Source organism: Paenibacillus sp. F4 (assembly GCF_002894905.1).
In the GTDB taxonomy this organism is placed as follows: Bacteria; Bacillota; Bacilli; order Paenibacillales; family Paenibacillaceae; genus Paenibacillus; species Paenibacillus polymyxa_B.
Map to the genome: position 1 here is coordinate 230,677 of NZ_POVS01000017.1, position 26,976 is coordinate 257,652.

General features: G+C 44.8%; 22 protein-coding genes and 2 pseudogenes. 11 read left to right on the top strand and 13 right to left on the bottom strand.

Features of this window, described 5'->3' with window-relative positions:
- Positions 1-162: 162 nt before the first annotated feature.
- The 3 genes from C1T21_RS19690 to C1T21_RS28135 form a co-directional block, all read right to left on the bottom strand.
- The gene (locus tag C1T21_RS19690; RefSeq protein WP_103049438.1) at positions 163-954 is read right to left on the bottom strand and encodes a hypothetical protein; all 792 of its coding nucleotides are present in this window, start codon (positions 952-954) and stop codon (positions 163-165) included.
- A gap of 178 nt (positions 955-1,132) precedes the next feature.
- Positions 1,133-1,732, bottom strand: coding sequence for a hypothetical protein (locus C1T21_RS19695; RefSeq protein ID WP_103049439.1), 600 nt, complete (start codon positions 1,730-1,732; stop codon positions 1,133-1,135).
- Positions 1,733-1,743: 11 nt separating this feature from the next.
- Positions 1,744-4,890 (bottom strand): contractile injection system protein, VgrG/Pvc8 family, encoded by a 3,147-nt coding sequence (locus tag C1T21_RS28135; protein WP_258012555.1) that lies wholly within the window; start codon positions 4,888-4,890, stop codon positions 1,744-1,746.
- 467 nt (positions 4,891-5,357) lie between these two features.
- Here C1T21_RS28135 and C1T21_RS19705 point away from each other — a divergent pair, with 467 nt between their 5' ends.
- Entirely contained in the window at positions 5,358-6,230 is an 873-nt protein-coding gene (locus tag C1T21_RS19705) for an AraC family transcriptional regulator (protein ID WP_103049440.1), read from the top strand.
- A gap of 441 nt (positions 6,231-6,671) precedes the next feature.
- Positions 6,672-6,977, top strand: a complete 306-nt coding sequence (locus C1T21_RS19710) for a hypothetical protein (protein ID WP_374703730.1) — start codon at positions 6,672-6,674, stop codon at positions 6,975-6,977.
- Positions 6,978-7,096: 119 nt separating this feature from the next.
- Here the strand turns inward: C1T21_RS19710 and C1T21_RS28140 are convergent, their stop codons facing one another.
- Positions 7,097-7,222, bottom strand: coding sequence for a hypothetical protein (locus C1T21_RS28140; protein ID WP_258012556.1), 126 nt, complete (start codon positions 7,220-7,222; stop codon positions 7,097-7,099).
- A gap of 158 nt (positions 7,223-7,380) precedes the next feature.
- Here C1T21_RS28140 and C1T21_RS19715 point away from each other — a divergent pair, with 158 nt between their 5' ends.
- From C1T21_RS19715 to C1T21_RS19740, 6 genes are all read left to right on the top strand, one after another.
- Entirely contained in the window at positions 7,381-8,775 is a 1,395-nt protein-coding gene (locus tag C1T21_RS19715; RefSeq protein ID WP_103049442.1) for a TldD/PmbA family protein, read from the top strand.
- A 3-nt stretch (positions 8,776-8,778) separates the two neighbouring features.
- Positions 8,779-10,122, top strand: a complete 1,344-nt coding sequence (locus C1T21_RS19720) for a TldD/PmbA family protein (RefSeq protein WP_103049443.1) — start codon at positions 8,779-8,781, stop codon at positions 10,120-10,122.
- A 216-nt stretch (positions 10,123-10,338) separates the two neighbouring features.
- Positions 10,339-11,730, top strand: coding sequence for a threonine synthase (thrC, locus tag C1T21_RS19725; protein ID WP_103049684.1), 1,392 nt, complete (start codon positions 10,339-10,341; stop codon positions 11,728-11,730).
- A gap of 381 nt (positions 11,731-12,111) precedes the next feature.
- Positions 12,112-13,488: an NADP-specific glutamate dehydrogenase gene (gene gdhA / locus C1T21_RS19730; protein ID WP_025718156.1), complete on the top strand. Its 1,377-nt coding sequence runs from the start codon at positions 12,112-12,114 to the stop codon at positions 13,486-13,488.
- A 244-nt stretch (positions 13,489-13,732) separates the two neighbouring features.
- Complete coding sequence (locus C1T21_RS19735) at positions 13,733-14,125, top strand: MarR family winged helix-turn-helix transcriptional regulator (protein ID WP_025718154.1); 393 nt, start codon at positions 13,733-13,735, stop codon at positions 14,123-14,125.
- A 50-nt stretch (positions 14,126-14,175) separates the two neighbouring features.
- Entirely contained in the window at positions 14,176-14,829 is a 654-nt protein-coding gene (locus tag C1T21_RS19740) for a nitroreductase family protein (RefSeq protein ID WP_103049444.1), read from the top strand.
- A 135-nt stretch (positions 14,830-14,964) separates the two neighbouring features.
- Here the strand turns inward: C1T21_RS19740 and C1T21_RS19745 are convergent.
- A pseudogene (locus tag C1T21_RS19745) lies at positions 14,965-15,474 on the bottom strand (RDD family protein); the annotation flags it as partial.
- Here C1T21_RS19745 and C1T21_RS27440 point away from each other — a divergent pair.
- Positions 15,437-15,676 (top strand): hypothetical protein, encoded by a 240-nt coding sequence (locus C1T21_RS27440; RefSeq protein ID WP_180984633.1) that lies wholly within the window; start codon positions 15,437-15,439, stop codon positions 15,674-15,676. The pseudogene C1T21_RS19745 and the gene C1T21_RS27440 sit on opposite strands and share 38 nt — an antisense overlap.
- 11 nt (positions 15,677-15,687) lie before the next feature.
- Positions 15,688-16,110: a hypothetical protein gene (locus tag C1T21_RS19750; protein WP_103049445.1), complete on the top strand. Its 423-nt coding sequence runs from the start codon at positions 15,688-15,690 to the stop codon at positions 16,108-16,110.
- Between the two features lie 410 nt (positions 16,111-16,520).
- Here C1T21_RS19750 and C1T21_RS19755 read toward each other — a convergent pair whose 3' ends face one another.
- The 8 genes and pseudogenes from C1T21_RS19755 to C1T21_RS19790 form a co-directional block, all read right to left on the bottom strand.
- A complete protein-coding gene (locus C1T21_RS19755) occupies positions 16,521-17,132 on the bottom strand; it encodes a TetR/AcrR family transcriptional regulator (protein WP_103049446.1) in 612 nt (203 codons plus the stop codon).
- A 158-nt stretch (positions 17,133-17,290) separates the two neighbouring features.
- On the bottom strand, positions 17,291-17,482 hold the full coding sequence (locus C1T21_RS19760) for a hypothetical protein (protein WP_029515917.1): 192 nt from the start codon (positions 17,480-17,482) through the stop codon (positions 17,291-17,293).
- Positions 17,483-17,511: 29 nt separating this feature from the next.
- Positions 17,512-18,900, bottom strand: coding sequence for an amidase (locus C1T21_RS19765; RefSeq protein ID WP_103049447.1), 1,389 nt, complete (start codon positions 18,898-18,900; stop codon positions 17,512-17,514).
- 45 nt (positions 18,901-18,945) lie between these two features.
- A complete protein-coding gene (locus C1T21_RS19770) occupies positions 18,946-20,268 on the bottom strand; it encodes an MFS transporter (protein WP_103049448.1) in 1,323 nt (440 codons plus the stop codon).
- A 14-nt stretch (positions 20,269-20,282) separates the two neighbouring features.
- Positions 20,283-21,041, bottom strand: a complete 759-nt coding sequence (aiiA, locus tag C1T21_RS19775) for a quorum-quenching N-acyl homoserine lactonase AiiA (protein ID WP_103049449.1) — start codon at positions 21,039-21,041, stop codon at positions 20,283-20,285.
- Positions 21,042-21,499: 458 nt separating this feature from the next.
- Positions 21,500-21,820, bottom strand: a pseudogene (locus C1T21_RS19780) (VanZ family protein); the annotation flags it as partial.
- A 7-nt stretch (positions 21,821-21,827) separates the two neighbouring features.
- The gene (locus C1T21_RS19785) at positions 21,828-23,171 is read right to left on the bottom strand and encodes an amino acid permease (protein ID WP_028542243.1); all 1,344 of its coding nucleotides are present in this window, start codon (positions 23,169-23,171) and stop codon (positions 21,828-21,830) included.
- Between the two features lie 269 nt (positions 23,172-23,440).
- Positions 23,441-24,703 carry a VWA domain-containing protein gene (locus tag C1T21_RS19790; RefSeq protein WP_103049450.1) on the bottom strand — a complete coding sequence of 421 codons (1,263 nt, stop codon included), beginning with the start codon at positions 24,701-24,703 and terminating at the stop codon, positions 23,441-23,443.
- Between the two features lie 180 nt (positions 24,704-24,883).
- Here C1T21_RS19790 and C1T21_RS19795 point away from each other — a divergent pair, with 180 nt between their 5' ends.
- A complete protein-coding gene (locus tag C1T21_RS19795; protein WP_103049451.1) occupies positions 24,884-26,878 on the top strand; it encodes an AraC family transcriptional regulator in 1,995 nt (664 codons plus the stop codon).
- The last annotated feature ends 98 nt before the right edge of the window (positions 26,879-26,976 follow it).

The following is a 26,976-nucleotide window of genomic DNA, read 5'->3' on the forward strand; positions in this document are numbered from 1 at the left end:
ATAGGGGCGTGTTCTACGATTTCTTGCATAGTTATAGGACATGAACTTTATCAGTTTAAGATGATCCAATCAATTGAAGCGAGGATGTTTTTTCAATTTCCCTAGAGAAAACTAAGGCCGATACCAAACAACTCTCTCGCGACTTCTTGAACGTTATGTTTTTTATTTTGGTAAAGTGTAAATAACATCAAATGGGTTCTTATCTTCAAAAAACTCGGTGTAGAGCTTTGCAATTTCATTTGAATTCAAGTCCATATTATTTCGTAATAAGCCCCCTAATTTCACCAATACCTCAGCTTCCTTTGAGGTTACTATTTTCCTTTGTACTATATTTTCTGTATTTTTTGGAGTTACCCACGCCCAATCATTCACAGCCGCTTCAGTAAATGGATATCCAAAAGATAACGAACTGACATGAGCGTATTCTGAACACAGAGGATGAACAATTAATAAAAAGGCTGCAATTATTCCTGAACGATATCTTATCCTTTGTGCTTTTTGAACCTCTTGGGCAAATGTTTCTAGGTAATGAGGGATTTCTCCCCAATTAGAACGTCCCATTGAAACTAGTATTTCAACGGCAAATTCATTATTTAATTTATTGACCAATTGTAAGAATATCTGATTGTTTGTAGAGCCGGAGGCGGTAAATGCACCTAAACATCTTGCAGCTTCCTGAACGTTAGTAGCACCTACTGATATAAGTTTCACATATTCGTCCAGTATCGTATCGTCGCTAACGAATTCTGGAGATTCCACAATTGTTTCGATTAAAAGTGCCTTTGTACTCTGTTCTTTAACCAGAGGAATCATACTAACAAGTTGAGCAAAATAGTCACCCTCTAATCCTTCTAAATTGCAATCATTTTTTAATAACTTTAGAGCAGATACTATAACACGATCATCTTTATCTAAAGACGCGTTTGTTATTAGGTGTATAATTTTTTCAATCACATATTTCTTCCTCTCAGGCTTAGATTAAAAGTCATCTTAATTTTTAAATTTATTCTTTTGGTCGGCTAATGATAGGGAGGGATGAAAAATTATTTTTTTGTGTGGAAAAAAGGCTCATTCCTCCTCATCGTTTCAGATAGAATAAGCCATTAGATGATCCTTTTATTTAACATTTGAACTACTCACTCTTAATAGCTCTTCTCCCAGATCCAAAATACTCTTGAAAAAAATCGAAATCAAACAACTTTCCATGAGATTTCATATGTTTAGACTCTACTTTTTTTAAATTTGCTTGCTCTATGCTACTGCTATTCATGAAATCAAAAGGAACTGTCTCCTCAATATTAAATGTTAATGTTATTTTAGGCTTACTTTCAGTAACAATCATTAATGCTACGTAGCAATCCTCTAGGAAAGATAACTTCCCCCCGCATTTACATACAATATCACCGCTATCAATTGTATAGGGCCAACTGTAATATTGCTCACGTCCTGCAAGGAGGTTACCTTCAATTAGTTTGAAATCTGCTCCCTTGACCCCCTCAATTCGAACTTTCATTTTTCCAAATACAAAAAGTGAATCATCTTTTACAGGAAGTCCCAGATTTTGTGTTTGATCTTTAAAATTATAAATATCTATCACTGTATTTATGAGTTCAAATTCATATATTCCTCTGATATCACTTGGAAAATTCAAAAAAATAGTCGGTGTAAATTCTCCATCACCATCTATAATTCCATCAAATTCTTCATTACTTATATCAAGAGTAAGTATCATCCACTATAACCTCACTTTCTTATAAAGGTATACTGATCTAGCATTGGTGATTTAATATTTTCCCCATCTGTAGTTAAATAGCTGCCATCATTTGGTATTTCTCGTCTTTCACCCTTTACCTTCAACCCTTTATCCTCTAATGTTCTAACCAGCTTGTTCATATTAGAGCGCGACCCAGTAATTATAATTTCCCCGTCTCTTGATAACCCTCTTATTACTTCAGGGTTCAATGGGTCATAGCCATATGGGTTTTCAATAATGATTTTACTCTGACTCCCTGTCTTAATATTAGTTAATTTTGTTGCATCTCCATAATGAACACCAGGAGCCTTGGGGTCTATATCAATATTATATGCGCCTTCTGTAGGTTTACCTCGTGCCCCAATATTTAGTGTTCCATTTTCATCAGCAGGTTTATCTAAATATTTGCTTGGACCTTTACCAGTACTCTCAGGAGGTTTACCCGAATTCGGTAGTTTAGGTGTTTCTTTAGGTCTACTTGAATTTGCCCCGTTATAAATCGCCGAATCATTGAACTCATCAATAGGCCTGTTTACACCTGGACCACCTTTTGGATTGGGTTTTGCAGGCGGATTCTCTGCAATAGGTGGCTGGCTGGACCTAGCAGGAGAACTTCCCGCACTCCCCATACCGATACGGGCTGCTACAATCCCATAAGTCGTTTCTTCGACTAAATCGCTTAAGCCTGTCCTTTCCATGTAATCTCCAGATTTTTGTCCAATAAAGCCTTGATTGTATCGAGTAATGAGTGCATCCATTTTCTCTTTGTCCAACTCAATAGCATTTGTAGAGTCCACACCCATCGCTACCAAACCATCTTCAATGGCATTGAGAGTTCCTTCATCCCATACGTGTGTTCTTTTTGCATTGACGATACGCTGGATGGCGGCCAATTTATTAGGATCTTTAATATCATACAGTGATAGTTTGCGCTGCATTGTAATTTCAGTACGCAGTGCTTGCTCTGCTTGTTTTAGCTTATTTTCATCCTGCCACCAGTTGGCTGTAAAATAATCAGTTTGATTCCAATATGAAGTATATTCACTAGTTTTTCTTTCTCTCCATAATGCAAGTTTTGGATTCTCATGTTTCTGCGTTTGTGCTGCTTGAAGGCGTTGTTTTTCCTCATAATCTCGGAGCCATTTCTTCTGAATGTTTTTAGGAACTTGCTGATACGCTTGAGCCATGGCATTTGACTCTTTCAGCAGGTTTTGAACCAGTTCTAATGGGCCACCAGAATGCGCTATATGACGTGCACTCGTAAACACTTTCCCCAAAATCCACTTGCTATAATAGGCTTCCTTAGCCCGCTCATGCTCGTATTGGCTTATTAGCCCTTGGAGTGCTAAACTAGCCAGATGCTTCAATGGATGCAAACCACCTTTAGGAGCACTACCTCCAGCGTGACTTGTTCCTTTGCTCCGAACGGGGATCATTGCGGTTGCTTTTAGAATGACACCCGCCGCAGGCCCACCTAAAGCCCCCGCAACAACGCCAGCCACTTTTCCCATCACTGGAATGGAGCCTAATAGCTTGGACACCGTACCCAACAAAGAGTTGGCCTGTTGAAGTGCAGCCGGACTTGTTACTTTGGCGGTAGGAGTGCTGCTTGATGATGTCTTAGCTGTCGATGGAGCTTGCGCTGCCTCGTATGCTTTGATGCTCATTAATGGCGGTTCAGGCACAGGAGGGAGGTCGGCTACGAAAACAGGAGCCTTCACCGTACCTTCCTGATATATCACTGGAGCTTTGGTATCCGTCTCACCATCCAGTACCATGCTGCTGGCTCCGCCTTTTAGATACATCGCCGTTCCAGCTTCGAGTGAAAGTTCCTCGCCTGCATCGAGCTTCACGTGACCACCTTGAATCTGTACATTCCCCGGACTGTCGATGGTAATACCGCTACTTTCATGCAGTGTAATGGAAAATTCACCGGAGGTGGATAGGGTCAGCTCATGCTCAGACATTTCTATGCCGCTTCCTTGCACATGTTGCCATACCTTCACATTCGGCTGTCCATTGGTGTGGCGTTGTTGTCGCAGTGAATCCGTGACATAGGCATCTTGTTCGCGGTGGGTAGGCAGATACAATTCCACCTGTTCCCCGATTTCAGGCATATCGTACCAGCCACTATGTTCTTCGGCGACATAACGGGTGGCTACCGGAAACCAGCAGGCTTTGGCAGGATCTTGCTTCGGGTCGATGTCCAGTTGAAGCTGTACGAAATCCTGTTGTACCTTCAGCACCGTTCCTGTCAGCGAAATCCCGGTGGCCTGATCGTTTTCATACCGAGCATAGCGGATATCCTGTTCGGCTTGAAGATCGTAACGGGTGCGCAGCAAGCCATCTGTTAGTGTGGTCACGGCTCGAACCACTACCAGTTCTTTGCCTTGTCCAATGGGTAACGTGATGAGGTCGCCCAGCGCATAGTATTGTAGGCTTTCGATCATATAGGTGACATACGAGCTAGCACGTTCTCCCGGCTTTTCCGTATCCAGCTCATGAAACGTTTTTCGTACTCGATAAAATACATCCCGCTCCACCTTATGCTGTTTGCCTTCCGGCATTCCGAAGAAAACCTTGGGCGAGGCTGCGGTTACCTCTGGCACAAGGACGGAACCAAAGCGAGAAGCGAGACGTTTTAAAAACGCCCAATCAGTCTCCTCATATTGTAAAACAAATGCCTCCAGTTTGGCATAGTTGCTTACCGTATCAATGGCATCTCCGTACTGATATTTTCGAACCAGCGCAGTGACCAGATCATCATAGGTGCGGTGAATATCTTGATAGGAGCGTCTTTTAAGCTTAATATCCATCTGGTACGAATGGGAAGCGGCCTCTAGTTCAAACGTATATACGCCTCGTACACAGTGTACGGACATACGTGTAACAATTCCATGGAATAGCCTTCTCAGCGATTGTCCCTGATCATTCAACTGACGAATCACAATCGGCTCTTGCTCCATATTTTGACCGATACAAGCGGCTCCCTGTTCTTCGGAGAGCGTGCCACTGATATGTAAATAGGCATGATCGTTAATGGCGCGTGTTATTTGAAGTTGTTCGATGTGTAGTGGCTGAAAGGGACCATAAAAGCGTAGGCTTTCATATCCAATCCCATCTGATAATACGCTCAAGTGAGTTCAAGACTCCTTTCTAGAATGCGATGGGTATTTCCAAGTAGCACGTCATCTTGAATGCGCTTCTGATTAAAGAAGCCGCAGATGAGTATGACGGTGAGTCAATATAAATATGTATAACAAGGTTTGTACGCTAAAAAGGGGCGGAAGGAGATATTTAATAAACAACCCAGCATATGTATTTATCGGTTAAAAGAGAGATTTAGTTTACAGAATGCCCCATTGGTTATACCGAATAATGAAAATCTTTATTGATGGAACATATATTAATTATAATAAATCCAGTGAGGTGGATCTTTTATTGAAAGGGCATTGATTATTAAAGATATTCTCACTTAATTAGTTATGTTATATAAGTTTGTGTACTAAACTTATGAATAAGAATAGATCCTACAATATTGTGCAGGAATTGTCGGGTGGATATATTCAACTACTGCTATTCTATTGATGAAGGAGGTCTTATAGTGGATTTGCTTAAGAGCATGAATGAAGCAATAAAGTATATTGAAGAAAACCTGACTAACGATATTGACTTTAAAGAGGTAGCAAGACTGGCTTATTGCTCCGAATTTCATTTTAAAAGGATGTTTTCTTTTCTTGCAGGTGCTACGTTATCAGAATACATCCGCCGCAGACGCCTCACTCTTGCGGCATTTGAGCTTAAAGATAGCAACGTAAAGGTCATTGATATCGCGATTAAATACGGGTACAATTCACCAGATTCTTTTACAAGAGCTTTTCAAAATTTACATGGCTTAACGCCGTCTGAAGCTAGAATTAATGGCCGTTCACTAAAAGCATATCCACGAATGACCTTCCAGTTATCAATTAAAGGGGGAAGTGAAATGAACTATCGAATTGAAGAAAAAGGGGCATTTCGCATTGTTGGTATTCAAAAAAGAGTTCCTATTATTTTTAACGGGGTTAATCCAGAGATTGCAGCGATGTGGGAAAGTTTAGATGGTGAAACGATCAGCAATCTTAAAAAAATTTCTAATGTCGAGCCTATGGGATTGCTTAGTGCATCCACAAACTTTTCTGAAGGTAGAATGGAGGAAAAAGGGGAGCTTGACCACTATATTGGTGTTGCAACAACCCGGGAGTGTCCGGATAATATAACACAGCTTGAAGTTGCTGCCTCAACATGGGCAGTATTCGAAGCAATCGGATCATTTCCTGATGCGCTACAAGATGTGTGGGGACGTATTTATTCTGAATGGTTTCCATCTTCAAATTATGAACAAATAGAAGGCCCGGAAATCTTGTGGAATGAGAGTAAAGATATAACCTCACCGGCTTTCAGAAGTGAAATATGGATACCCATTTTGAAAATGTAACATAACGCTTGTGATTATTAAGTATCCATGAGCTGTTTCGGCAGCTCTTTTTTCAATTATTATAATTGAAGCTTATTTTGTGAAGAAGGTATTTCTTTTAAGGTACAGCCATTTGGTGAGAAAGATCAGGTAATTTATTTTACGGGACTAATGATTTTGAATAGAAATGATACTTACTTATGTAATTGAAAATATAATGTAGTGACAGACTGAAGAACAGTGCAAGGTTTAAGGTATTGAAATAATATTTATTCATTTAGTTGTACTTTTATAGCTTCTAAGTTTGATATAATCCTTATCTTGGAATGTCAAAGAGTCTTATTTTATCTTGCACACTAAATTGCCATAATAACCTTATCTATTATTCTCTCTTTATTACGTATCCACGTACCACATCCAGCATCATCCTTTGCTACACTTTTTATAAAGGAGATGATAACTTTGGATACCCAATCCAAGATACTAAAGAGCGTGGAACATACAAACCCATCTGAAAATACGAATGAGCAATACGAGAGCTTGGTACAGCAGGAAGACGAACACATAGAGAGACTTAAAACATGCACAAAGCTCATTTGGGATGCGCTAGCTATTATTTCTCAAAAGGCAAGCGTACTGCACATGGAAACCGTCAAAGAAGCGGCTGATCATCTTCATATCATGGAACTGGATTTACGAAGAGAACTGTTTAAGGTCCGTTTGAAAAAAAGTATTCTGGCGAACAGAATGAAGCAAACCCAAGCATAGCAGCGAAGGGGACGGAAACGTTCTGAAGAAGCGGAGCGTTCGCCTTTGAACCCGGATTTTTACCGTTAAAATATAATCAAAGAAATCTGGGGGCAACAGCGATCGGAAGAATGATCCGTCTACGTAGCGCCCTCATATGCACGTACTTGCTCAATCGCCCAGTAATCAATTTGCTCAAATAACCCGACATGACCCTTCACGGTCTGATCGGGTTTTCTCATTTCAATCCCTTCATCCCCACCCATAAATCTTCACTCCCCTCGAAACCACTTGCCACCCAGATAGTTACACCCACTCCCAACATCATGTATAGTAAAGTTATGGGAAATGAACATGAACCCGCTTATTATCTTGAACGAATAACCGTACAATAAGAAACATGGCAAAAACGAGGAGGAACGTGATGATACATCCAACACAGATTCAGGATATGCTGCAAGCCGCGCTGGAGACGGGCGGAGATTTTGCAGAGGTGTTCGTCGAGGACCGCACCAATGGACAACTGGGCATGACCGGAGGCGTCGTGGATACGGCGCTGTCAGGCCGGGATTTTGGGATTGGTATTCGGATTATGAAGGAGCATTTCTCGGTGTATGCCTATACCAGCGACATGAGCGAACAGAGCCTGATCCGACTGGCCAAATCGGCTGCCAAGGCCATTCGCGGCGGTGGAGCGCCAGGTACACACACCATTACACTCCATCCCCACGCGATTCCTAACCACCACCCGATTGCGATCATTCCTGACGCTTCACAGAAACGCGCCAAGATTGACATGATGAGACGGGCGCATGAGGCAGCAAGCCAATATGATCCTTCCATCACGCAGACTTCCATTGGGATTAGTAACTCAATCCAAAACGTGCTGATCGCCAATAGCAACGGGCTGCTGGTGGAGGATACCCGTACGTATACACGCATGAGAATAAGCGCGATTGCGACCGATGGGGAGCATAGACAATCCGGGTTCCGTGGGCCGGGAGCGTATGCAGGGACTGAATTCTTGGAGAATCTGAATATCGAAGAAAATGCGAGACACGCCGCTCGTATTGCGTCCACGATGGTCAAAGCGGGATATGCGCCTAGCGGCAGACTGCCCGTCGTGATTGAGAACGGCTTCGGCGGCGTCCTTTTTCACGAAGCATGTGGACACGGGTTGGAATCTACGGCGGTGGCTCATGGAACCTCCGTGTTTGCCAATAAGATCGGGCAGCAGGTGGCTTCACCGCTTGTCACGGCTATAGATGATGGAACGATTCCGAACGCGTGGGGCTCGCTCAATATTGATGATGAAGGAGCGCCGACACAGCGCAACGTACTGATTGAGAACGGCATTTTAAAAGGATATCTGATCGACCGCATGGGCTCGCGCCAGATGAGTGTACCTGCGACAGGGTCGGGACGAAGACAGTCCTATAAATTTGCACCTGCGTCCCGTATGAACAATACGTTTATTGCGAACGGGGATTCGACCCGTGAAGAAATCATTGCCAATACGGAGTACGGAATCTATGCCAAATCGCTGGGCGGTGGTTCGGTGAATACCTCGACGAGCGAGTTCAATTTTGCGGTTGAAGAGGCGTACATGATTCGCAACGGCAAAATTGCCGAGCCGGTCAAAGGCGCAACGCTAATCGGCAAAGGGATTGAAACCCTACAAAATATTGATATGGTCGGCAACAATCTGGATCATGGTCAGGGGATGTGCGGCTCGGTCAGCGGAAGTCTTCCGGTCAACTGCGGACAGCCGACAATTCGTGTGTCCGAGATGACCGTCGGCGGACGGAAGGGGGAATAGGCGATGAATATTCAGCAATTTCAGGAAGCGTTGTTCACAAAAGGCCGAGAAATCGGCTACGCGGATATGGAAATCTACTATGTAAATGGACGTTCTACCTCGGTAAAGGTGCTGAAAGGGGAAATTGACCAATATACCATCGTCGAAAACGGTGGGCTTTCCTTCCGGGGCGTCATTAACGGGAAAATGGGTTATGCCTCTACAGAGAAGCTGGAACCGGACGTAATCGACTTTTTATTGGAAGAGGCACGCAGCAATGCGGACATATTGGAGAGCGAGGAGCAGGATGAGCTGTTCGCAGGCTCTGAGAGCTACCCTGAGCAGCCTGCCTATGCCTCAGCGTTGGCCGACACCGCTCCAGAGATTCTTATTGAAGCGGCGCTAGAAATGGAGCGCACAGCGCTTGCCGCAGATCCAAGGATTGTGATGGCTCGGCATTGCTCAGTCAGCATTCGTGAAAATGAGGTCCTGATAGTAAATACCAAAGGACTGCACTGCCATCGTCGCAAAAGCCTAGCGACCGCTTATGTGTATGTGATTGCAGCAGAGCATGACGAGACGGTAACTGGGGGCTGGCATGATTATTCGCTGCGAAGTGTGGAAGAAATCGATATTGCGGATGTGGCGCGTAAAGCCGTAAAAGAGGCTGTTTCCAAGCTGGGTGCGCACACGATCCAATCGGATAACTATCCGGTCATTTTCCGTCATGATGCAGCAGCGCAATTGCTGGCTGCGTATACGTCGGTATTTTCAGCGGAATCGGTGGATAAAGGCTTTTCGCGATTAGCTGGGAAACTAGGGCAAAAGGTGGCAAGTGAGCGTATTACGCTGATTGATGATCCGCTGATGGAGAACGTTCCCGCAGGCAGTACGTTTGATGCCGAAGGCAGCGCAACGCATCGTAATGAGATCATCAAGGACGGCGAACTACGGACGTATTTCCATAATCGCAAGACGGCTCGCAAGGCTGGGGTGGAAAGTACCTCTAATGCTTCCAAGGGCAGTTATAACGGTAAAATCGGTGTATCGTATCATAATCTATATGTGGAACCAGGCACGTCTACGTTGGAGGACATGATTCGCAAGACGGATCGCGGGTTGATGATCGTCGAGTTGCAAGGGCTGCATGCGGGTACGAATACGGCGTCCGGTAACTTTTCGCTGGCTTGTCTGGGATACTGGATTGAGCAGGGGCAAGTGGTCAGAGCAGTCAATCAGATCACCGTATCGGGCAACTTCTTTGACGTGTTACAGCAGGTAGAGGAAGTTGGCAACGATTTGCGTTTTACGGGAAGCTGCACATCCCCTTCGCTCAAGCTGGCTGCACTCTCGATTTCAGGTTCCTAATCACTGGAGCAGCCTTCTTTTTTCAGACTTACGGCCTGTTTCTGACGTTCCGATTGCCTATCGATTACAGATGCCTGATGCATCAGGGTATGGTAAAGTAGGAGAAAGTCTTTGAAATATGAAAAAAAAGGCTTGGTTACAGCACCGCGACAGGGTATTATAGACAATAATATATTCGAAAAAAGGTTCGAATTGAATTTTTATTGGGGGATGTATATGAGATATATAAGCACTAGAGGTCGAGTAGAAGCCAAGGGATTTATTGATACCGTGCTCATGGGGTTAGCTGACGATGGAGGTCTGATGGTACCTGAGCAGATTCCGACCGTGTCGGCAGCTACGTTAGAGCAATGGGCTACATTGAGCTACAGAGAGCTGCTGCTGGAAGTTTTTGCGCTGTATATCAATGATGAGATTCCTCGTGAAGATTTGGAACAGCTGGTGGAGCGCAGTTATGCGAGCTTCCGTCATCTAGAAGTTACGCCAGTGAAGAAGATCAACGATTCCCTGTCTATTTTGGAGCTGTTCCACGGGCCTACGTTCGCGTTCAAGGATGTGGCGCTGCAATTTATGGGTGAGTTTTATTCCTACGTGTCCAAGAAGCAGAATGAGATCATTCACATTTTGGGTGCAACCTCAGGTGATACCGGGGCGGCAGCGATTCAGGGCGTGCGTGGCAAGGAAGGCATTAAAATCTGTATTTTGCATCCACACCAAAAGGTGAGCAAGGTACAAGAGCTGCAAATGACGACGGTTGACGATGAAAATGTATTGAATCTGTCCGTAAAAGGGAACTTTGACGATTGTCAGAAGGTCATTAAGGACCTGTTTGCCGATCTGGATTTCAAAGGTAAGCATCATTTGCGGGCGATTAACTCGATTAACTTTGTGCGTATTTTGGCGCAAACCGTATATTACTTCTATGCTTATTTCCGGGCACAGGAGTCTGCGGGTACGAAAAAAATCAATATCAGTGTGCCATCCGGCAACTTTGGCAATATTTTTTCCGGCTTTCTTGCGAAGAAAATGGGTCTGCCGATCCATAAGCTGATCATTGCAACCAATGAAAATAATATTTTGGAGCGCTTCGTGAAGACAGGTGAATACAAGCCAGGTGACTTCAAAAGCACACACAGTCCTTCGATGGACATTCAGGTGGCGAGCAATTTCGAAAGATATCTGTATTACTTCCTTGGAGAAGATGCAGCCAAGGTATCTGAATACATGAATAACCTCAAAACCGAGGGACGGATTGTGATCAGTGCAGAGGATTTGAAACGGGTACAGCAGGATTTTGAAGCGCTCGGCGCTTCGAATGAGCAGTGTCTGGAGCTAATCAAGAAATACAAGGCCGAATACGATTATTTGCTCGATCCCCATACGGCATGCGGTATTGCCGCGTATGAGGCGTGTAATGGCGCGGACGAAGTATGTGTGACTTTTGCGACAGCGCATCCGGCCAAATTTGATGAAGCCATTCGTCTGGTGGACATCAAGCAGGAGTTCCCGGCGCAAATTGAACAATTGTTCTCTAAATCGCAGCATCAGCAGGTGGTAGAGCATGACGAGGCAGAAATTGTGCGTCAGCTTGAAGCTTTTTATGTGTAAAAGAATGGGAAAGGAGGCTACGCCCTGCGCGCTAGCCTCTTTTTTATTTCCATATTTTCCAGATGTGCTGTATGTTTTAGTTTCAATTTGTTCACATTATAATGCCATGTGGAGTAAGGTGTTAGGGCCTTAAAAACCGTGAAAAAAGCCCGTGAATCAAGGGATTTAGCTTTAGGAAACTAACAGACAATGAGAGGTTCATAGAGTTATTTGATGAAGGATACAAAAATTTTTTATAGGCGAATTAGATGTATTATTATAAAAAATCATGTATAGTTAACTAAATTTTATGAATACATAAAGTTCCACTCTCGAAGGTGCAGAATAACGTCGTTCCGTCATTTAACAGAGGGGCTAATTATAAAAGGGGTGTATTAAATAATGACCATGATCCGTCCAGAGCAGAGTCAACAAGCAGCAGCCGAATATGTGCAGTCCGTTTTTGAGAAGGTTATTGCGCGCAATCCTCATGAGAATGAATTCCATCAGGCCGTCAAGGAAATATTGGATTCGCTAATTCCGGTATTGGCTAAGCACCCTAAGTATATGCAGCAGGGGCTTCTGGAACGGCTAGTGGAGCCGGAGCGAGTCATTACCTTCCGTGTACCTTGGGTGGATGATGCGGGGGTTGTACAGGTCAACCGTGGCTTCCGTGTGCAGTTTAACAGTGCGATAGGGCCTTATAAAGGTGGACTTCGCTTCCATCCGTCTGTATATCTGGGAATCGTCAAGTTTTTGGGTTTTGAGCAGATTTTCAAAAATGCATTGACGGGTCTTCCCATCGGTGGTGGTAAAGGCGGCTCGGATTTTGATCCCAAAGGGAAATCAGATAACGAAGTGATGCGTTTTACACAAAGCTTCATGACTGAGTTGTATAAATATATTGGTCCAGATGCCGACGTTCCGGCTGGGGATATTGGAGTAGGTGGCCGCGAGATCGGTTACATGTTCGGACAATACAAGCGGATTCGCGGAGGACATGAAGGTGGCGTCCTGACGGGTAAAGGGATTCATTACGGAGGCAGTCTCACACGTACGGAAGCGACTGGCTACGGTTGTGTATATTTTGTAAACGAGATGTTGCAGGCTCAGGGATCGTCCTTTGAAGGAAAACGCGTCGTCGTGTCGGGCTCGGGGAACGTATCTATTTATGCGATTGAAAAAGCACAGCAGCTCGGTGCTACAGTCGTGGCATGTAGTGACTCGAATGGCTACATCTATGATCCAGACGGTATCGATCTGAAGCTGGTGAAGCAGCTGAAAGAAGTGAACCGTCTGCGGATTAGTGAGTATACTCAAGAGCGTCCAGGCGCAATCTATACAGAAGGCTGTTCGGGGATCTGGTCGATCCCATGCGACATCGCACTGCCATGCGCCACACAGAATGAAATTGACGAGCAAGCAGCCCAGCTGCTGGTAAGTAATGGCGTAAAAGCTATAGGCGAAGGTGCCAATATGCCATCCTCGCTACAGGCCATTGAAGTGTTTTTGGACAATGGGGTTCTGTTTGGACCAGCCAAGGCAGCCAATGCAGGCGGAGTAGCGGTCTCGGCGCTTGAAATGTCGCAGAACAGCATGCGCCTGTCATGGACCTTTGAGGAAGTGGATGCCAAGCTGCATGATATTATGAAAAATATCTATGCTAACAGCGTGAAGGCGGCCGAGGAATACGGCGTGCCGGGCAATCTGGTTGTCGGAGCCAATATCGCAGGATTTGTGCGTGTGGCCGACGCAATGCTGTCCCACGGGATTATTTAGCACAACGGAACATAATAAAGTTAAATTGAAGCTGAGCGGCTCTTGTGCGAGTCGCTCAGCTTTTATTTGCAAAGAGCACTTTATTTTTCTCAGGGACTTGATTTATTTTTTAAGAGGATGTATATTACTTGATAGATCAATAATTGATGGATCAAAAGGTTAGAATACGAAGCCCAGCGATATGCTTAAGGGAGGAGAGATTGATATCACCCAGACACCATCCGAGGCTGAGTATATTTTTGAGATGTTGCTGCTACTGAACAAGCAGATTAGCTCCAAGTTTGAGCGTTGCGCAGGAGTCAGCGCGTCCAGATTGCAGCTATTGTGCAAGTTGTATCAAGTGGAGGAGATTAGTCAAACTCTGCTGCAAAAAGAGGTTGGCATTGACGCTGCAGCCGTAACGCGCCATTTGAAACAACTGGAAGCGACAGCAATGGTCACACGACGCACGAAGCCAGAGGACAACAGGGTTACCTTGGTAAGCCTGACCGATTATGGGCGTGCACGCATTGTCATCTTTAAGCAGGAGCGTTCGCAGTTTGTAGCTCAGCTGCTACAGAGCTTCGACGAGACCCAGCGGCACCAACTAGCTGATATGCTGCAAGTGATGAATAGTCATATATCCGATATGGACTGACAACCTTTTTTAACATTACTATACCCACAGAGGGACAAGGAGAGATTGGAATGAATAATACGAGCACATCCAATATTGTAAAAACGAATGATTTTAAAGAAATCGCACTGGGACGCCGTTCTGTAAAAGTATACGATCCATCCGTGAAGATCAGTCGTGAGGAAATGACAGAGATTTTGACAGAAGCTACACGCGCACCATCTTCCATTAACCTGCAACCTTGGCGTTTCCTCGTCATTGACAGCCCTGAAGGTAAAGCTACACTGGCACCATTGGCCCGTTTCAACCAACGTCAAGTAGAAACATCTTCGGCAGTGATCGCTGTGTTTGGAGATTTGAACAACTTTGATAATTTCGAACAAATTTTCGGAGAAGCTGTAGAACTGGGCTATATGCCAAAAGACATTAAAGAAATGCAACAGGAAAAAGTGGCAGCTCATTTTGCAACGCTTGATCCAGTTGTGAACAAAGAAACGGTCCTGATTGACGGTGGTTTGGTATCCATGCAGCTTATGCTGGTAGCGCGCGCTCATGGTTATGATACTAACGCTATTGGCGGTTTTGAAAAGGATCAAATTGCTGAAGCCTTTGGTCTGGAAAAAGATCGTTATGTCCCTGTTATGCTCATTTCCATGGGTAAAGGAATTAACGAGGGTCATCCGTCCACACGTTTGCCTATTGATCAAATCGCACAGTGGAAATAAGGGAAACGAACTAACATCTATACGCAAAATAAAAAACAGGCGGACAAAGGAAATCCCTTTGCTTCGCCTGTTTTTTTATTTGCTTAGATGCAACGTAGATCGCGGGTGCTTATCACGTTCTCAGTCTTTCAGTTATCATTTCACGGTATTCGCTCCCGACGTTTCTGCAGGGTCAGCAGTGTCATTTTGAGGATGATGATAGTGCTTGGGCCATATAATTTGGTGTGAAGTATGGCTAAGCTCCTCATAAAATAACGGGGCTTTCTTGAATAGACGTATGACCAGATGGAAAAAGAACCATCCGTTGATCACCAACAACAAAAGGCTGATCAGAACACTTACCCATGGAGAGACTTGAGACCACAGCACGGGTCCTCCCAGTACGTAATTAAGTCCAAAATACACCCAGTACAAGAGACTGTAACGCTTTATGAGCTCCCATAGGGAAATCCGTTGTCCTGTCCCTGTAAGATGAATACGCACCAGCCATTTCCCTGGCGTTCGCCCATTCGTTAGGTAAGGAACCACCATAAAGTATACCCCACTGGAAACTCAGAAAGCAGCAGGCACATGCAGAGACTCCATGATGCCGAGTAGCCCGATCCATATGATAGAATCCACGAAAAAGGCTACGCCCCGTCGGGTACCTACTGTTACAAACGGTGCAAACAGCCCAGGTTCTGTCACTTTTAGGGTTGTAGATGATACAGGCGCGCAAGTAGGAAGTACCAAAACAGTTGCGGCAGGAAAATCTGTAGAACTTGATACGATACCTTGGAATGCCGGAGACTATACCCTGCAAGGAAAAGTAAGTAAAACGGGATATTATAATATTACGATTGATTAAGGAGTTGAATTATGGTTAATAGTAAAATCAAGAAAATTGGTGTAATTGGTGCGATTTTCGTTACGTTAACCATTATTTTTGTTTGTTCTTATCAAGTTTATCAAAATGTAGAAACAGTTCATAATTACTTCTCTCCTAAGATAACGTCAGTTATGGCTATAGAAAAAGAAACTGATGAATGGAATAGTGTTAAATTTGATGGTCAAGATTCCATCAAATTTGATAGTGTTTTTTGGGATAAGACAATCATAAATGATGCAAACAGTGCAGGTAATGCACTTATGAGAGTTAAAGATGAAAAAGGAAATGTCGTAATTGATGAGTTTCAAGTGTCTCCTGGGAATAGCAAACAATTAAGTGGTTTAAATAAAGATCAACAGTATTACTTTGAGATCAAAGCGCCAAAAGGACAATTCATCATCAATGCAATATAGTGAAAGAAGGGCATCCCTTGGGATGCTCTTTTTTATTCTCTAAAATTAATTGCGTGAAAATAAAATCCTTTTGGTGTCCGTAAAGGTATAAGGTAGCGCGGCGCTCTTACAGCTCATGAACTGGTGAGCGAACCAGCACACTGCCGCTCCCTCCGATCCGGACAATTCGCATAGCAGCCATTGGCAGAAAAAAAAGGGTTGTCCCATAAGTCATGAAAACGACTAGGGACGTCCTGTTCTCCAATTGTAAAACAATAAGAAACCGTTCCTGGATAAAATGGAGGTACCACCCGACCATTTGAAAGGATATGGTTTCTTTGTACATTCAATATACCATTATGAGATAAAAAGAGGAGTTACGCAGGACTATCCCTCATCCATGTTATGTGGCTTTGTGGCCAGCCCCTCAATTAATGTCTATTAGCTCTTAAACCTTCAATAAATATGCGGTGTAATCCATCAAGAACTCGTTGGCTTGTAAAGCCTTCATCTTGGAGATGGTAATCGATATTGTGAAGCACGGCCAGCAGGGCTTCAATAGTATATGAAATGTCCACCCCGGATACGTCTCCCTGTTCAACGGCCTCATTTAGCAGAATTCTGCTTATATTGCGCATCCATTGACATAACGGAGATTGTAACGGACGATGCCCGGTTGAGGCCCGGCTGACCTCACAGAGCCAAGGAACTTTCGCCTCTAAAAAAGAGACATATCTTACGATTACATGGTAAAGCCGGTCCAAGGCAGCGCTTTCTGGGGATTGATCAAGAAATGCTTGAACTTCATCAAACAAGGGTTGGTATTCTTCATACGCGATCTCCTGACATATGTCGCCCTTATCCGAGTAGCGTCGGTATAGGCTTGCTTGTCCTACTCCAGCAGTCTTCGCAATCTGATGCATATTGACATTGTCAACACCGTTTTTGATGAAAAGTTCTCTAGCCGCCGCCAAAATTCGTCTTCGGTTTAACTCCTCTCTGGGAATTTTCAGAGAGACAGATTGCGATTCTGAATTCACCATAAACATCTCCCTTCATCATTAATTTAACTGTTATTTAACACGAAAAACGGACAATATGTCCGTTTTTCGTGTATAGGACATGTTGTCCGTCTTCATATTATAATACATTTCGTGAAAAATTAAAAATACATTCATTTGGGTGACCGATGAGCTTTTTTTTATTTCTTGGTATAGTGCTTTTTGTAAATTGGAGGCAAATGCGGTTCAATGCCCGATAGGTCCAGTTCCTTTAAACTTGCGATCGTATGAATAAACTGCTCGTATGCTTTTTTCTTGTCGCTCGTCGTATCTGTTCCGGTTTCGGTTGATGCTTTCCTGCTAACTTCAGAGTTAAGTTGCTTTTGATCCATAGATTACCCTCCATCAAATATAGTCAGGCTTACAAATCCGGATGTCTCTTGTGCCAGTCTGTATTCATTTCATAAGTATTGCCGATACCTAGTACTGTCGCTTCTTCGAAGGGGCGGCCAATCAATTGCATATTAATCGGCAGACCGGAAGGTGAGAAGCCGCAAGGCATGCTCAGGCTAGGCAAGCCAGTCAAATTGGTCGGAACCGTAAATGAGTTCAATCTGAATACACTAGCATCATCATCTGCACGCGGCGCAGTGATCGGTGTTGCCGGCGTCAACAAGATGTCGATTCCGGACAATGCATTCAAAAAATCATTGACAATTAGTTGCCGGGCCCGCTGAGACTGAAGGTAAATGGAAGCCGGAATATCTCTACTGCTTTCAAGAAACATTCGGACGTCCGGTCCATACTGTTCCAATTCTGTCTCAAGCCACTTCTCGTGGTACGAGTACATTTCCGTCATCATAATGGCCATCGTCGCACTTCTAACATGTTTGATCAGGGGCAGGCTAACTTCGATGATTTCTGCTCCCAGTTCTCGGAATTTATTGATAGCGGCCTTCATCGCAGCTTCCACTTCCGGCATCAAATCCTCGTAATAGTAGCTTGTCGGCAATCCGATACGCACACCCCTGAGACCATTCGGATACATCTTGATACCTGGCGCAGGCAGATCGACAGTCGATTCATCCTTTGGATCGAAGCCAGACATCACATCCAAGGACAGGGACGCATCCATGACACAGCGGGTCAACGGACCCGAGTGGTCCAATGACCAGGCCATTGGAATGATACCATACCGACTGACCCGACCGTACGTCGGCTTCATCCCTACGACACCGCACAAAGCAGCGGGTATGCGGATCGAACCTCCGGTATCCGAGCCTGTGCCCAGATAAGTAAGTCCAGCCGCTAAAGCAGAAGCCGAGCCGCCGCTTGAACCTCCCGTTACAAGTTCAGTGTTCCACGGATTGAGGCAAGGACCGAAGTGCGGGCTAGTTGTTGTCAATCCCGCTGCGAACTCGTGAGTCTGTACTTTGCCTAGCAGAACTGTTCCAGCCTCATGTAGCTTAGCTGCAACCGTCGAATCGTAATCGGGGACGAAGCTGTTCAATATTTTTGAACCGGCAGTTGTTCGGATCCCTTTAGTGTAATATAGATCCTTATGAACGATGGGAATCCCGTGAAGGGGCCCTTTGTACCGACCATGCATAATATCGCGTTCCGATTGCTTCGCTTGTTCAATCGCCAGTTCGGACGTTTGGGTAACGAAAACGTTCAGTTTCGGATTCAAACGTTCGATGCGGTGAAGCGCATGTTCTGTAATCTCTACCGGGGATATTTCCCTTGTTCGGATCCCCTCGGCCAGCTCATGAATAGCAGCAAAGGACAGTTGGAAATTTAATTTACTCATCTATTCATCCTCCGTATCTTTCGGACATGTCGTCCGTCTACCAAACTAATTACCATAGCTTCCGCTAGGATTTGCTTTTCTTGCGAATAAGTATGTCAGGATTGCCAACAGGGAAATGGTAAAATAAACAACAGAAAAAGGCATCTTTAGATCAATCAGTCGGCCGACCAGCGCAGGGCCGAATGCTCCGCCTAGGAGATAGGCCAGTGTGAAAATACCCATCCCCACACCCAGCTCAGCCGAACGGAGTGTCGTCGAAACTAAATTGCTGCTAGAGGTGAGGACACCGTTGAATCCAATCATAAGGATAATGATCAATAAAGCGTCGATCCATGGCGGCAAATGTACGGATACCCCCAGTAGTATAAATCCGCTGATGACGAGACTTTGCGATATGACAAGCACGCGGGAGCTTCCGAAACGATCTGTCCAACCTCCGATCCGGGATCCGAGCAAGGCTGCACAGGCGGCACCGGGAAGCATCAGCAGACCGATTTTACTAGTTGGTAAATGAAAGGAATTCTTCATCATGACAGGAAGAGTAAAGGTTAACCCCGTGTTGCATACGAAGGTAAGGAATCCAATCCCTAGAATTCGTCGGTAAGGAGCATTTTTCATGAAAGATGCATCGATAAATGGATGTTCTTTTTTCTGAATATGAGTACCGAACCATAGAAGAACTGCTGCTCCTGCAATGAGCATAAACCAATAGTTCGTAACCCCTAGCAATACCAACGCCAGTCCCGCGGAGAACAAAACAGCTCCGAGAAAATCGAATGAACCGCGGTCGTGTTTCTTGTCAGGAACATACTTGAATATCAAAGGGATAACAAATAGGCTCAGACTGGACACGATGAACAAAGCACGCCAGCCAAAGTATTGCTCCACGAAACCGCCGAACACAGGCCCGAAGCCGGAAGCTAAGGCAATTGTGGCGGATAAGGTTCCCAGCACCCGTCCCTTGACTGTAGGCTTAAAATACAGGGTTACTGCCGCATAAGACAGGGGAGAGATGGATGAGGCCCCTGCTGCCTGCAGCAGTCTTCCAATGATGACTTGCAAGTATGAAGCTGCAAAAAAGCCGATCATAGAGCCGAAAGCTAAAAGGATTAAACCAATGACATACAGCTGTCGAAAGGAAAAGGACTCCGTTAACTTGCCGTAAGTACCGGCGCCGATAGCCATCAAAATGCTGTAACCGACCATAACCCAGCTCACCTGCGAGGAGGTCAGGGCAAAGTCAGCGGAAATCGAAGGTATAGACAAATTAAACATGGTCATATTGATGTTTCCGAAAATAATGAGCAAGCAAAGTGTCCCCATTAATTTCCGCTCATTGCCGGATAAAGCCATTGATTGAGTATCCATAGGCTGTCCCTCCATTACAGGAAGTCAGGAAAGGTGCGGCATTTTTGCGCCTGATCTCTATCGTGTCCCAAGAAAACATAGGACGGCCGAACATCCTGAATTAACTCCTGCATGCGAGTAATCGATTTGGCAGCCATCTCTTGATCGAATGTCAAGAACGGTACGCTATTCTCGAAGTTCTCCCGAGTATAAGCAACATCAATTGTCAGTAGCACTGGACCCGACTTTTCCGTTGTGACAAGGACTGATTGATGGCCAGGGGAATGACCCGGAGTGAATAAAATTTGAACCCCCGGAATCAATTCATGGTCACCCTCAATGATTTGATATTGTAAATCGGGCAGCCTGCACTCTAATGGAGAGTAATCCTCATTGTTTATGGCCGCATCATACTCTGCCCTTTGAATAAGGATCGGCGTATTGCGGAAATGCCCGTTTCCCCCAGAATGATCCAAGTGTAAATGGGAGCTAATGACCATTTGAATATCGTCAGGTCGATAACCGACACGCTTTAACACATTTACGATCGAGTCGCCGTCAGACATGTTGGGGACGACGCGCCCTTCACGTCTAGTCCCCTTGTAGTAATCGGGATTGTTGATAAAAGCGTCGGGCATTCCCGTATCGATGAGTATCGGCCCGCTGGTCGTTTCCAATAGAAAAGACCACACAGGCATTCCGACTAATTTCCCGGGGGCAAGGGTTCGATTAACTGCCGATTGATCTAGGAAACATTCACCTACAGATAAAAAATACAACTTTTTGATATACATCCCAGTTTCATCCTTCATATTATAAATTCGGACAGTTTGTCCGTTTTGTTTTGATTATATCGGACAAATTGTCCGATGTCAATTTGTCATCGGCGGTTGGGCTTCGGCAAAAGCCTTACACCTGCAACAATACGCCAAGCTAAAGAATGTCGCCTAGGTGGAGTGCAAAGAAACAACGGGGCTGCGTTAAAGCCGCAGTGTACAAAAGCCAAGGGGATCGCGATATCAAAGTGAGCAAGAGTATTTGCGGCTAAAGAGCCACGCAAGACAAAAGCCAAGGAGCTAAGCGAAAACAGACCGCTTAGTCCTTGGCTTTTTACGATTATCATTCTATTTTTCTGGTGAGGGCGTTCAAATGTTTAGTTTTGGGACAGCCTCTTTTAACAAACTACCCGTTTACCCCGTGGTTGAAAGGTACAACTGTTTCAGTAGGAGAAGTAATTGGAACAATAGCGCTAAAGCAAATGAACATAGCTGGAGGGATGGGCGGGTGAGATGGATGTTTCTCTTATAATGTCTTGAACGAACTGCAAGGGCATCAACTGCAACGCTCCCCCGGCTAATGCAGCATTATGACGCGATGCCGGAAGCGGTAGTATGACCAGAAAGAAGACGTTCATTAAGTATAAAAGCATCAAGTAAAGCAGCCATGCTCTAGCCTTGTGAATATAGCCATGTCTGCGATATTGCACGATAAGGAAAGGCAGTGTAAACAATAACGCAGCAAAAGGAAACGCAAGAAAGGCATACGAAACAGGAAACAGGTAAGATTGAATCATATGCTACTTACGCCTGCTTTCTCCGGAACTTCACCAAAGACCAGATGACCAGAAATGCCATGAAAGCCACGCACACGCTAATGCTAATGCGATTTTGCGGGTCAAGCAAGAATAGGAACGCAATGACCCATAGGCATCCCACTGTAACCGCCGTTACATAAGGGAATCCCCATATCTTGAAAGTAGGCTCCACTGGATAAGATTTGCGCAATTTCAATTGGGACAGACAAATACAGCTCCAGACGAGCAACACGACGAAGCCAGGTACAGCCATCAAAATACGGAACAGCCCGTCCTGAGCGACATAAGCAACCATGGAACCGACAATCAGGACTACAGCGCACAATTTGAGACTATTTACCGGAACCCCGTTTGAAGATAAACGGGCGAGTGATTTGGGACCTTCTCCATTGATAGCCAGCGAATGCAGCATACGTGTAGCCCCGTAAATTCCCGAATTGGCGGCAGACAGTACAGCAGTGATCAGAATAAAGTTCATAACATGAGCCGAGCCTTGAAGCCCTACAGAAGACAGTACCTGTACAAACGGGCTGGTATTCGCATCCAGTTGGTTCCAGGGAATCAAGCCACAAATGATGAGAATGGGCAACGTATAGAACAAAACAACGCGAAGAATAAAGCTTTTAACCACTCTAGGTAGTACCTTTTCCGGATTTTCTGTCTCCGTCAACGTCAGTCCAATCAGCTCGGACCCTCCGTATGAAAAGGTAACGACCAGCAGCGCTGAAAAGATAGCTAACCAGCCATTAGGTAGAAATCCGCCGTGCTGCGCGTAGTTGCTTAGATAAGGTGGAGTTTCAGTGGGAATAATCCCGAACAGTATACAGCCACCCAAGGCGATGAAGATAATAATCATGGCAATCTTAATACCCGCAAGCCAAAATTCCAGCTCTCCAAAACCGCCGACACTCAGCATGTTGACAACAATAATGAAAGCCGCACTCACTAAACTGAGTACCCATAGAGGAACATCTGGCAACCAATATTGCAGGAAGCTTCCCGCAGCAATGACCTCAATGATACAGACGGCCAGCCACATGAAGCAATACAACCAGCCGATAATAAAGGACAGTCGTTCTCCAAAAGCTTTGCGAATAAAATCTTTCATATTCATGTTGGGATAGACGGTAGCCATCTCGGCAATTGCGCCCATAACGACCAAGAGCAGGAGTCCCGCGAATACATAGGATAAAATAACTCCAGGTCCCGCCAAGCTAATCGTTTCGGTACTTCCTTTAAAAATTCCCGTTCCGATGACTCCACCCATAGCCATAAAGGTAATATGCCGTGGGAGCAGCTTTTTGTGCAAAGTTGCTTCATTTGATTTCAATATGAAATCCTCCTTCATATAGTGTATAGCTTCAGCATAGCCCAAACAGGGTTACTTCAATTAGACTTATACTACATGAAAATATCCAATTAGGAAATGAAAGAAATAGGATCTGGTAGGGAGATTGAAATCGATAGAGGACAAACTGAAGAAAACAGAGGCAGAATGCTGGCGCTGATGATTGCTCTATCTGCGGTCATTCTGCCTTTATTGTTCTGCTCGGCGGATATTTAAGTGATCATGTAGGAGTATCGCATTGCGGTGAAGGATTAGCTCCGCAATATTCCTTTAGCCCGCACTTGCTTGAGCCAACCAGGAAACTCATTCAGCAGACGGTCGTACAATTCTGCGTCTGTCACGGAGTCAATGTCATCCAAGGCAAAGAAATCTGCATTATCCACTACGCGACCGCGCAGATTATCCAACTTTTCAAGGACTCCGAAATCAGCATGACCAAGACCAACAAATTGCCAGAAAATCGGAGTTTTCGAGCACTTGATCAGCAACTTTGATATTTTTTTCGTTTCATATACGCCACCGTCACTGAAAAAGATAATGTAGGTCGGGATTGTTTCATTGGGTACCTCTTTTGTATATTTTAAAATGATATCCTCTATCACTTCAGGCTCATTGTTACCAAATCCTATATTTCCGTATCCGATTTCCGGGAAATTTCGTTTTACGTAATTCTCGTAATCCCGTTCCGTGACGCTTGGAGCGCGTTTGGCTTTGTTCGCAAAAAACCATACGTCCATTTCACCGTCATCATCCATGCAGGCCGATACAGCCAGAACACGTTCGAAGGCTTTTTGCACGGTTCCTTTAGAGTACAGTTTCGCCATGGAAGCAGAAGCGTCTAATACAACCGCTACTCGTGCTTTTTCACGGTCTATCTGCTTCTTTTGGAGTGAAATTTGTACCTTCTGTTTAAGCAGATTAATTCTTCCATTCACAGGAGAAGGCTCCTTCACGCCGGCTTGATCAGCGGACGGTGCTGCTGGCGATTCCGTTTCCTCTACGGTGACACCATGAGCCTCGGCGAGCGGCTTTAGTCCCCCATTGAAACCACGCCCAACTGCGCGAAGCTTGAAGCCAGACGTATGGCGGTATATTTCAGCGAATACGAGTGACGTTTCTTTGGTAGCTTCGGTGATGCTGTAGGTGATATGGGATTGCTTGCCTTGAGCAGTAAGTGAGCAGCCGACCACATCGGCAAAAGTACCTGGGCCGTCCAGTGTGGCTGCAAACACACATTTTTCCACTCCGGTTCGTTCCAGTTCCTGGAGCGCTACAGTAAACTCAGTGGTTCTGTCATTGGGACGCTGTAACCGTACATGGCCGTGCGGGTCAGCGGGTTGATTGTAAAAAATGAAATAGTCATCTGAGGAAACCTTTCCGTCTGCTCCTACCATAAAACAGCTAACATCCAGTTCGGCAGGTGCATGCTTCCATGTAATGGTGACCCGCACCGTATCTTCCTTACCGAATGGTGCATTAGCTCCTGTACTCAATGCAATGTTGGAACCGTTCATGCTGTCAAACCCCCTATGTATTTTAAATCTTGTATTTATACAAATTGTACCATGAAAATGGTATATTCACCTTGTTTCGTGCAGGAATATTTGTCTCATAGTAGACGCAGTAAAAGATGATATATAATGAGGTTGGTTTGGAAAAAAAGTATGATATTTATGAAGCGGAGGCTTTGATACGTGAAGCAGGATCGGCAAAAGCAGGCAGGTTCCTATATCGGGATGAGCAAGAGACATGAAGCTGATGAGTTAAACAAACTGCTGTCCCTATGGCTCCATTCGTCGATTCGTGTCATGGATGTCCGGCATATTCGACTGGAGCCGGAAGAGTTGCTTCAACCGTATCGTCTTCCAGCGCAGGCTTTTGTATTTGTATTGCAGGGTAGCGTGCGTTTGGATGGTGATTGGAAGGATACGCCACATTCAGGGTACGTACTGCATGGCAGCAAAGGCTTTGAACTGAATATGAAACCCTCGCAATGCGGGATAGAATATATCCTTGTACTATATAAAGCGACTTCTCTATCTGGACATACGGTGTATAATCATCCTTCGATAGTTCATGGTTTTGCACCGCCTTATCCGGTTATACTGTACCAAAAGCTGCAACTACTGGAGTACGCATGGCAGGATCATGAGGCGCTATCCAAGATTCAGGCTCAGGGTCGGTTCTATGATTTTGCATATGAATGTATGCGGCAATTGCAGGAACCGAAGGCTCGAACTTCTGCGCGGGATATCGTGACACAGGCGATTCGATTTATGCAGGATCATTACGCGGAGTCCGTAACGCTGGAACGTTTGGCCGGATTGTTGGAATGCAGTCCGAGACATTTGACTCGGTTATTTAAAAAACAAACGGATTGTAGCCCGATTATGTACTTGATTCAACTGCGAATGGACAAGGCAAAGGAGCTTTTGCGGAAGACGGATGCCACTCTCCAGGATATCGCTACCAGTGTGGGGTACCCGGATGTCTATTTCTTTAGCCGGGCATTCAAAAAATATACGGGTGTATCCCCGGTTCATTACCGGGACAGCCTATATTCATCTGCTTTTGTGAGAGATACCAGTCTGGATAATCCATTAAGCATGTCCGAATGTTCCATTGATTCGATAAGTGGCGCCCTGCATACTGTTATTGAGGATAATAATCATTATCAAAATCATGATGAAGGGATTTTACGAATGAATAGAAACGCAAAGCATTCCATGGCATTTATTTTATTGCTTAGTTTTACCCTGCTGCTCAGCGCGTGCTCAGGCACATCCAGTCCTACGGCAACCGATGGTGCTTCCCAAGGGACCAATAATACATCAGCGGAACCAACATCACAGGAAAGGGTGCTGAAGGATGCACTTGGGCATGAGGTGAAAATTCCGGCTCAGCCTCAGCGTGTGATCGCTTCTTATCTGGAGGATCATCTGGTTGCGCTGGGGGTTAAACCTGTAGCCCAATGGTCGGTAGGGAAAAATTCAGTTCAAGGTTACCTGCAAAAAGAACTGAAGGACGTTCCTACCATTGCTTCAGATCTTCCGTTTGAGGCGGTTCTGAACTTCAAGCCTGATTTAATCATTATGGACAGTGCGAGCATGGTGGAAGGCGACAAATATAATCAATACTCTAAAATTGCTCCAACCTACGTGGTAGGCACTAATATGAACAATGATTGGCGTCAAGAGCTGCTGACCGTGGGTGAGGTGCTGAATAAGAGTAGTGAAGCGAAGCAGGCATTGAGCAACTACGACAAAAAAGCAGCAGAGGCTAAAGCCCAGCTGAGTCAGACGGTGGGACAAAAAACTGCGGCGGCATTATGGGTAACGGATAAAAACGTGTATGTCGTAAACCAGAATCTATCCAGCGGTGATGTATTGTATAAGGATTTGGGATTCAAGATTCCACAAGTCGTACAGGAGATTTCGAAAACGGCTAAGGCGAACTGGAGTAATTTATCGCTGGAGAAGCTGGCCGAGTTGGATGCGGATTATATCTTTATCGTGAACAGCAAAAACGTGAGTAAAGAAGATATTGTAAAAGATCCTGTATGGGCGGGAATTTCAGCCGTTAAAGAAGGCCACGTATACGATTTTGGTAAGGATTCCAGCTGGTTGTACACAGGTACAATTGCAAACAGTCAAATGATTGACGATGTTCTGAAAAATGTAACTAAGTAATCCAAATGGTAATCAAAAAACGCTACTCATCTTGACGACAGTATGTCGCAGGAAGGAGAGCGTTTTTTTATAAAAAGATGTCTGCGTAGAGCAGACAT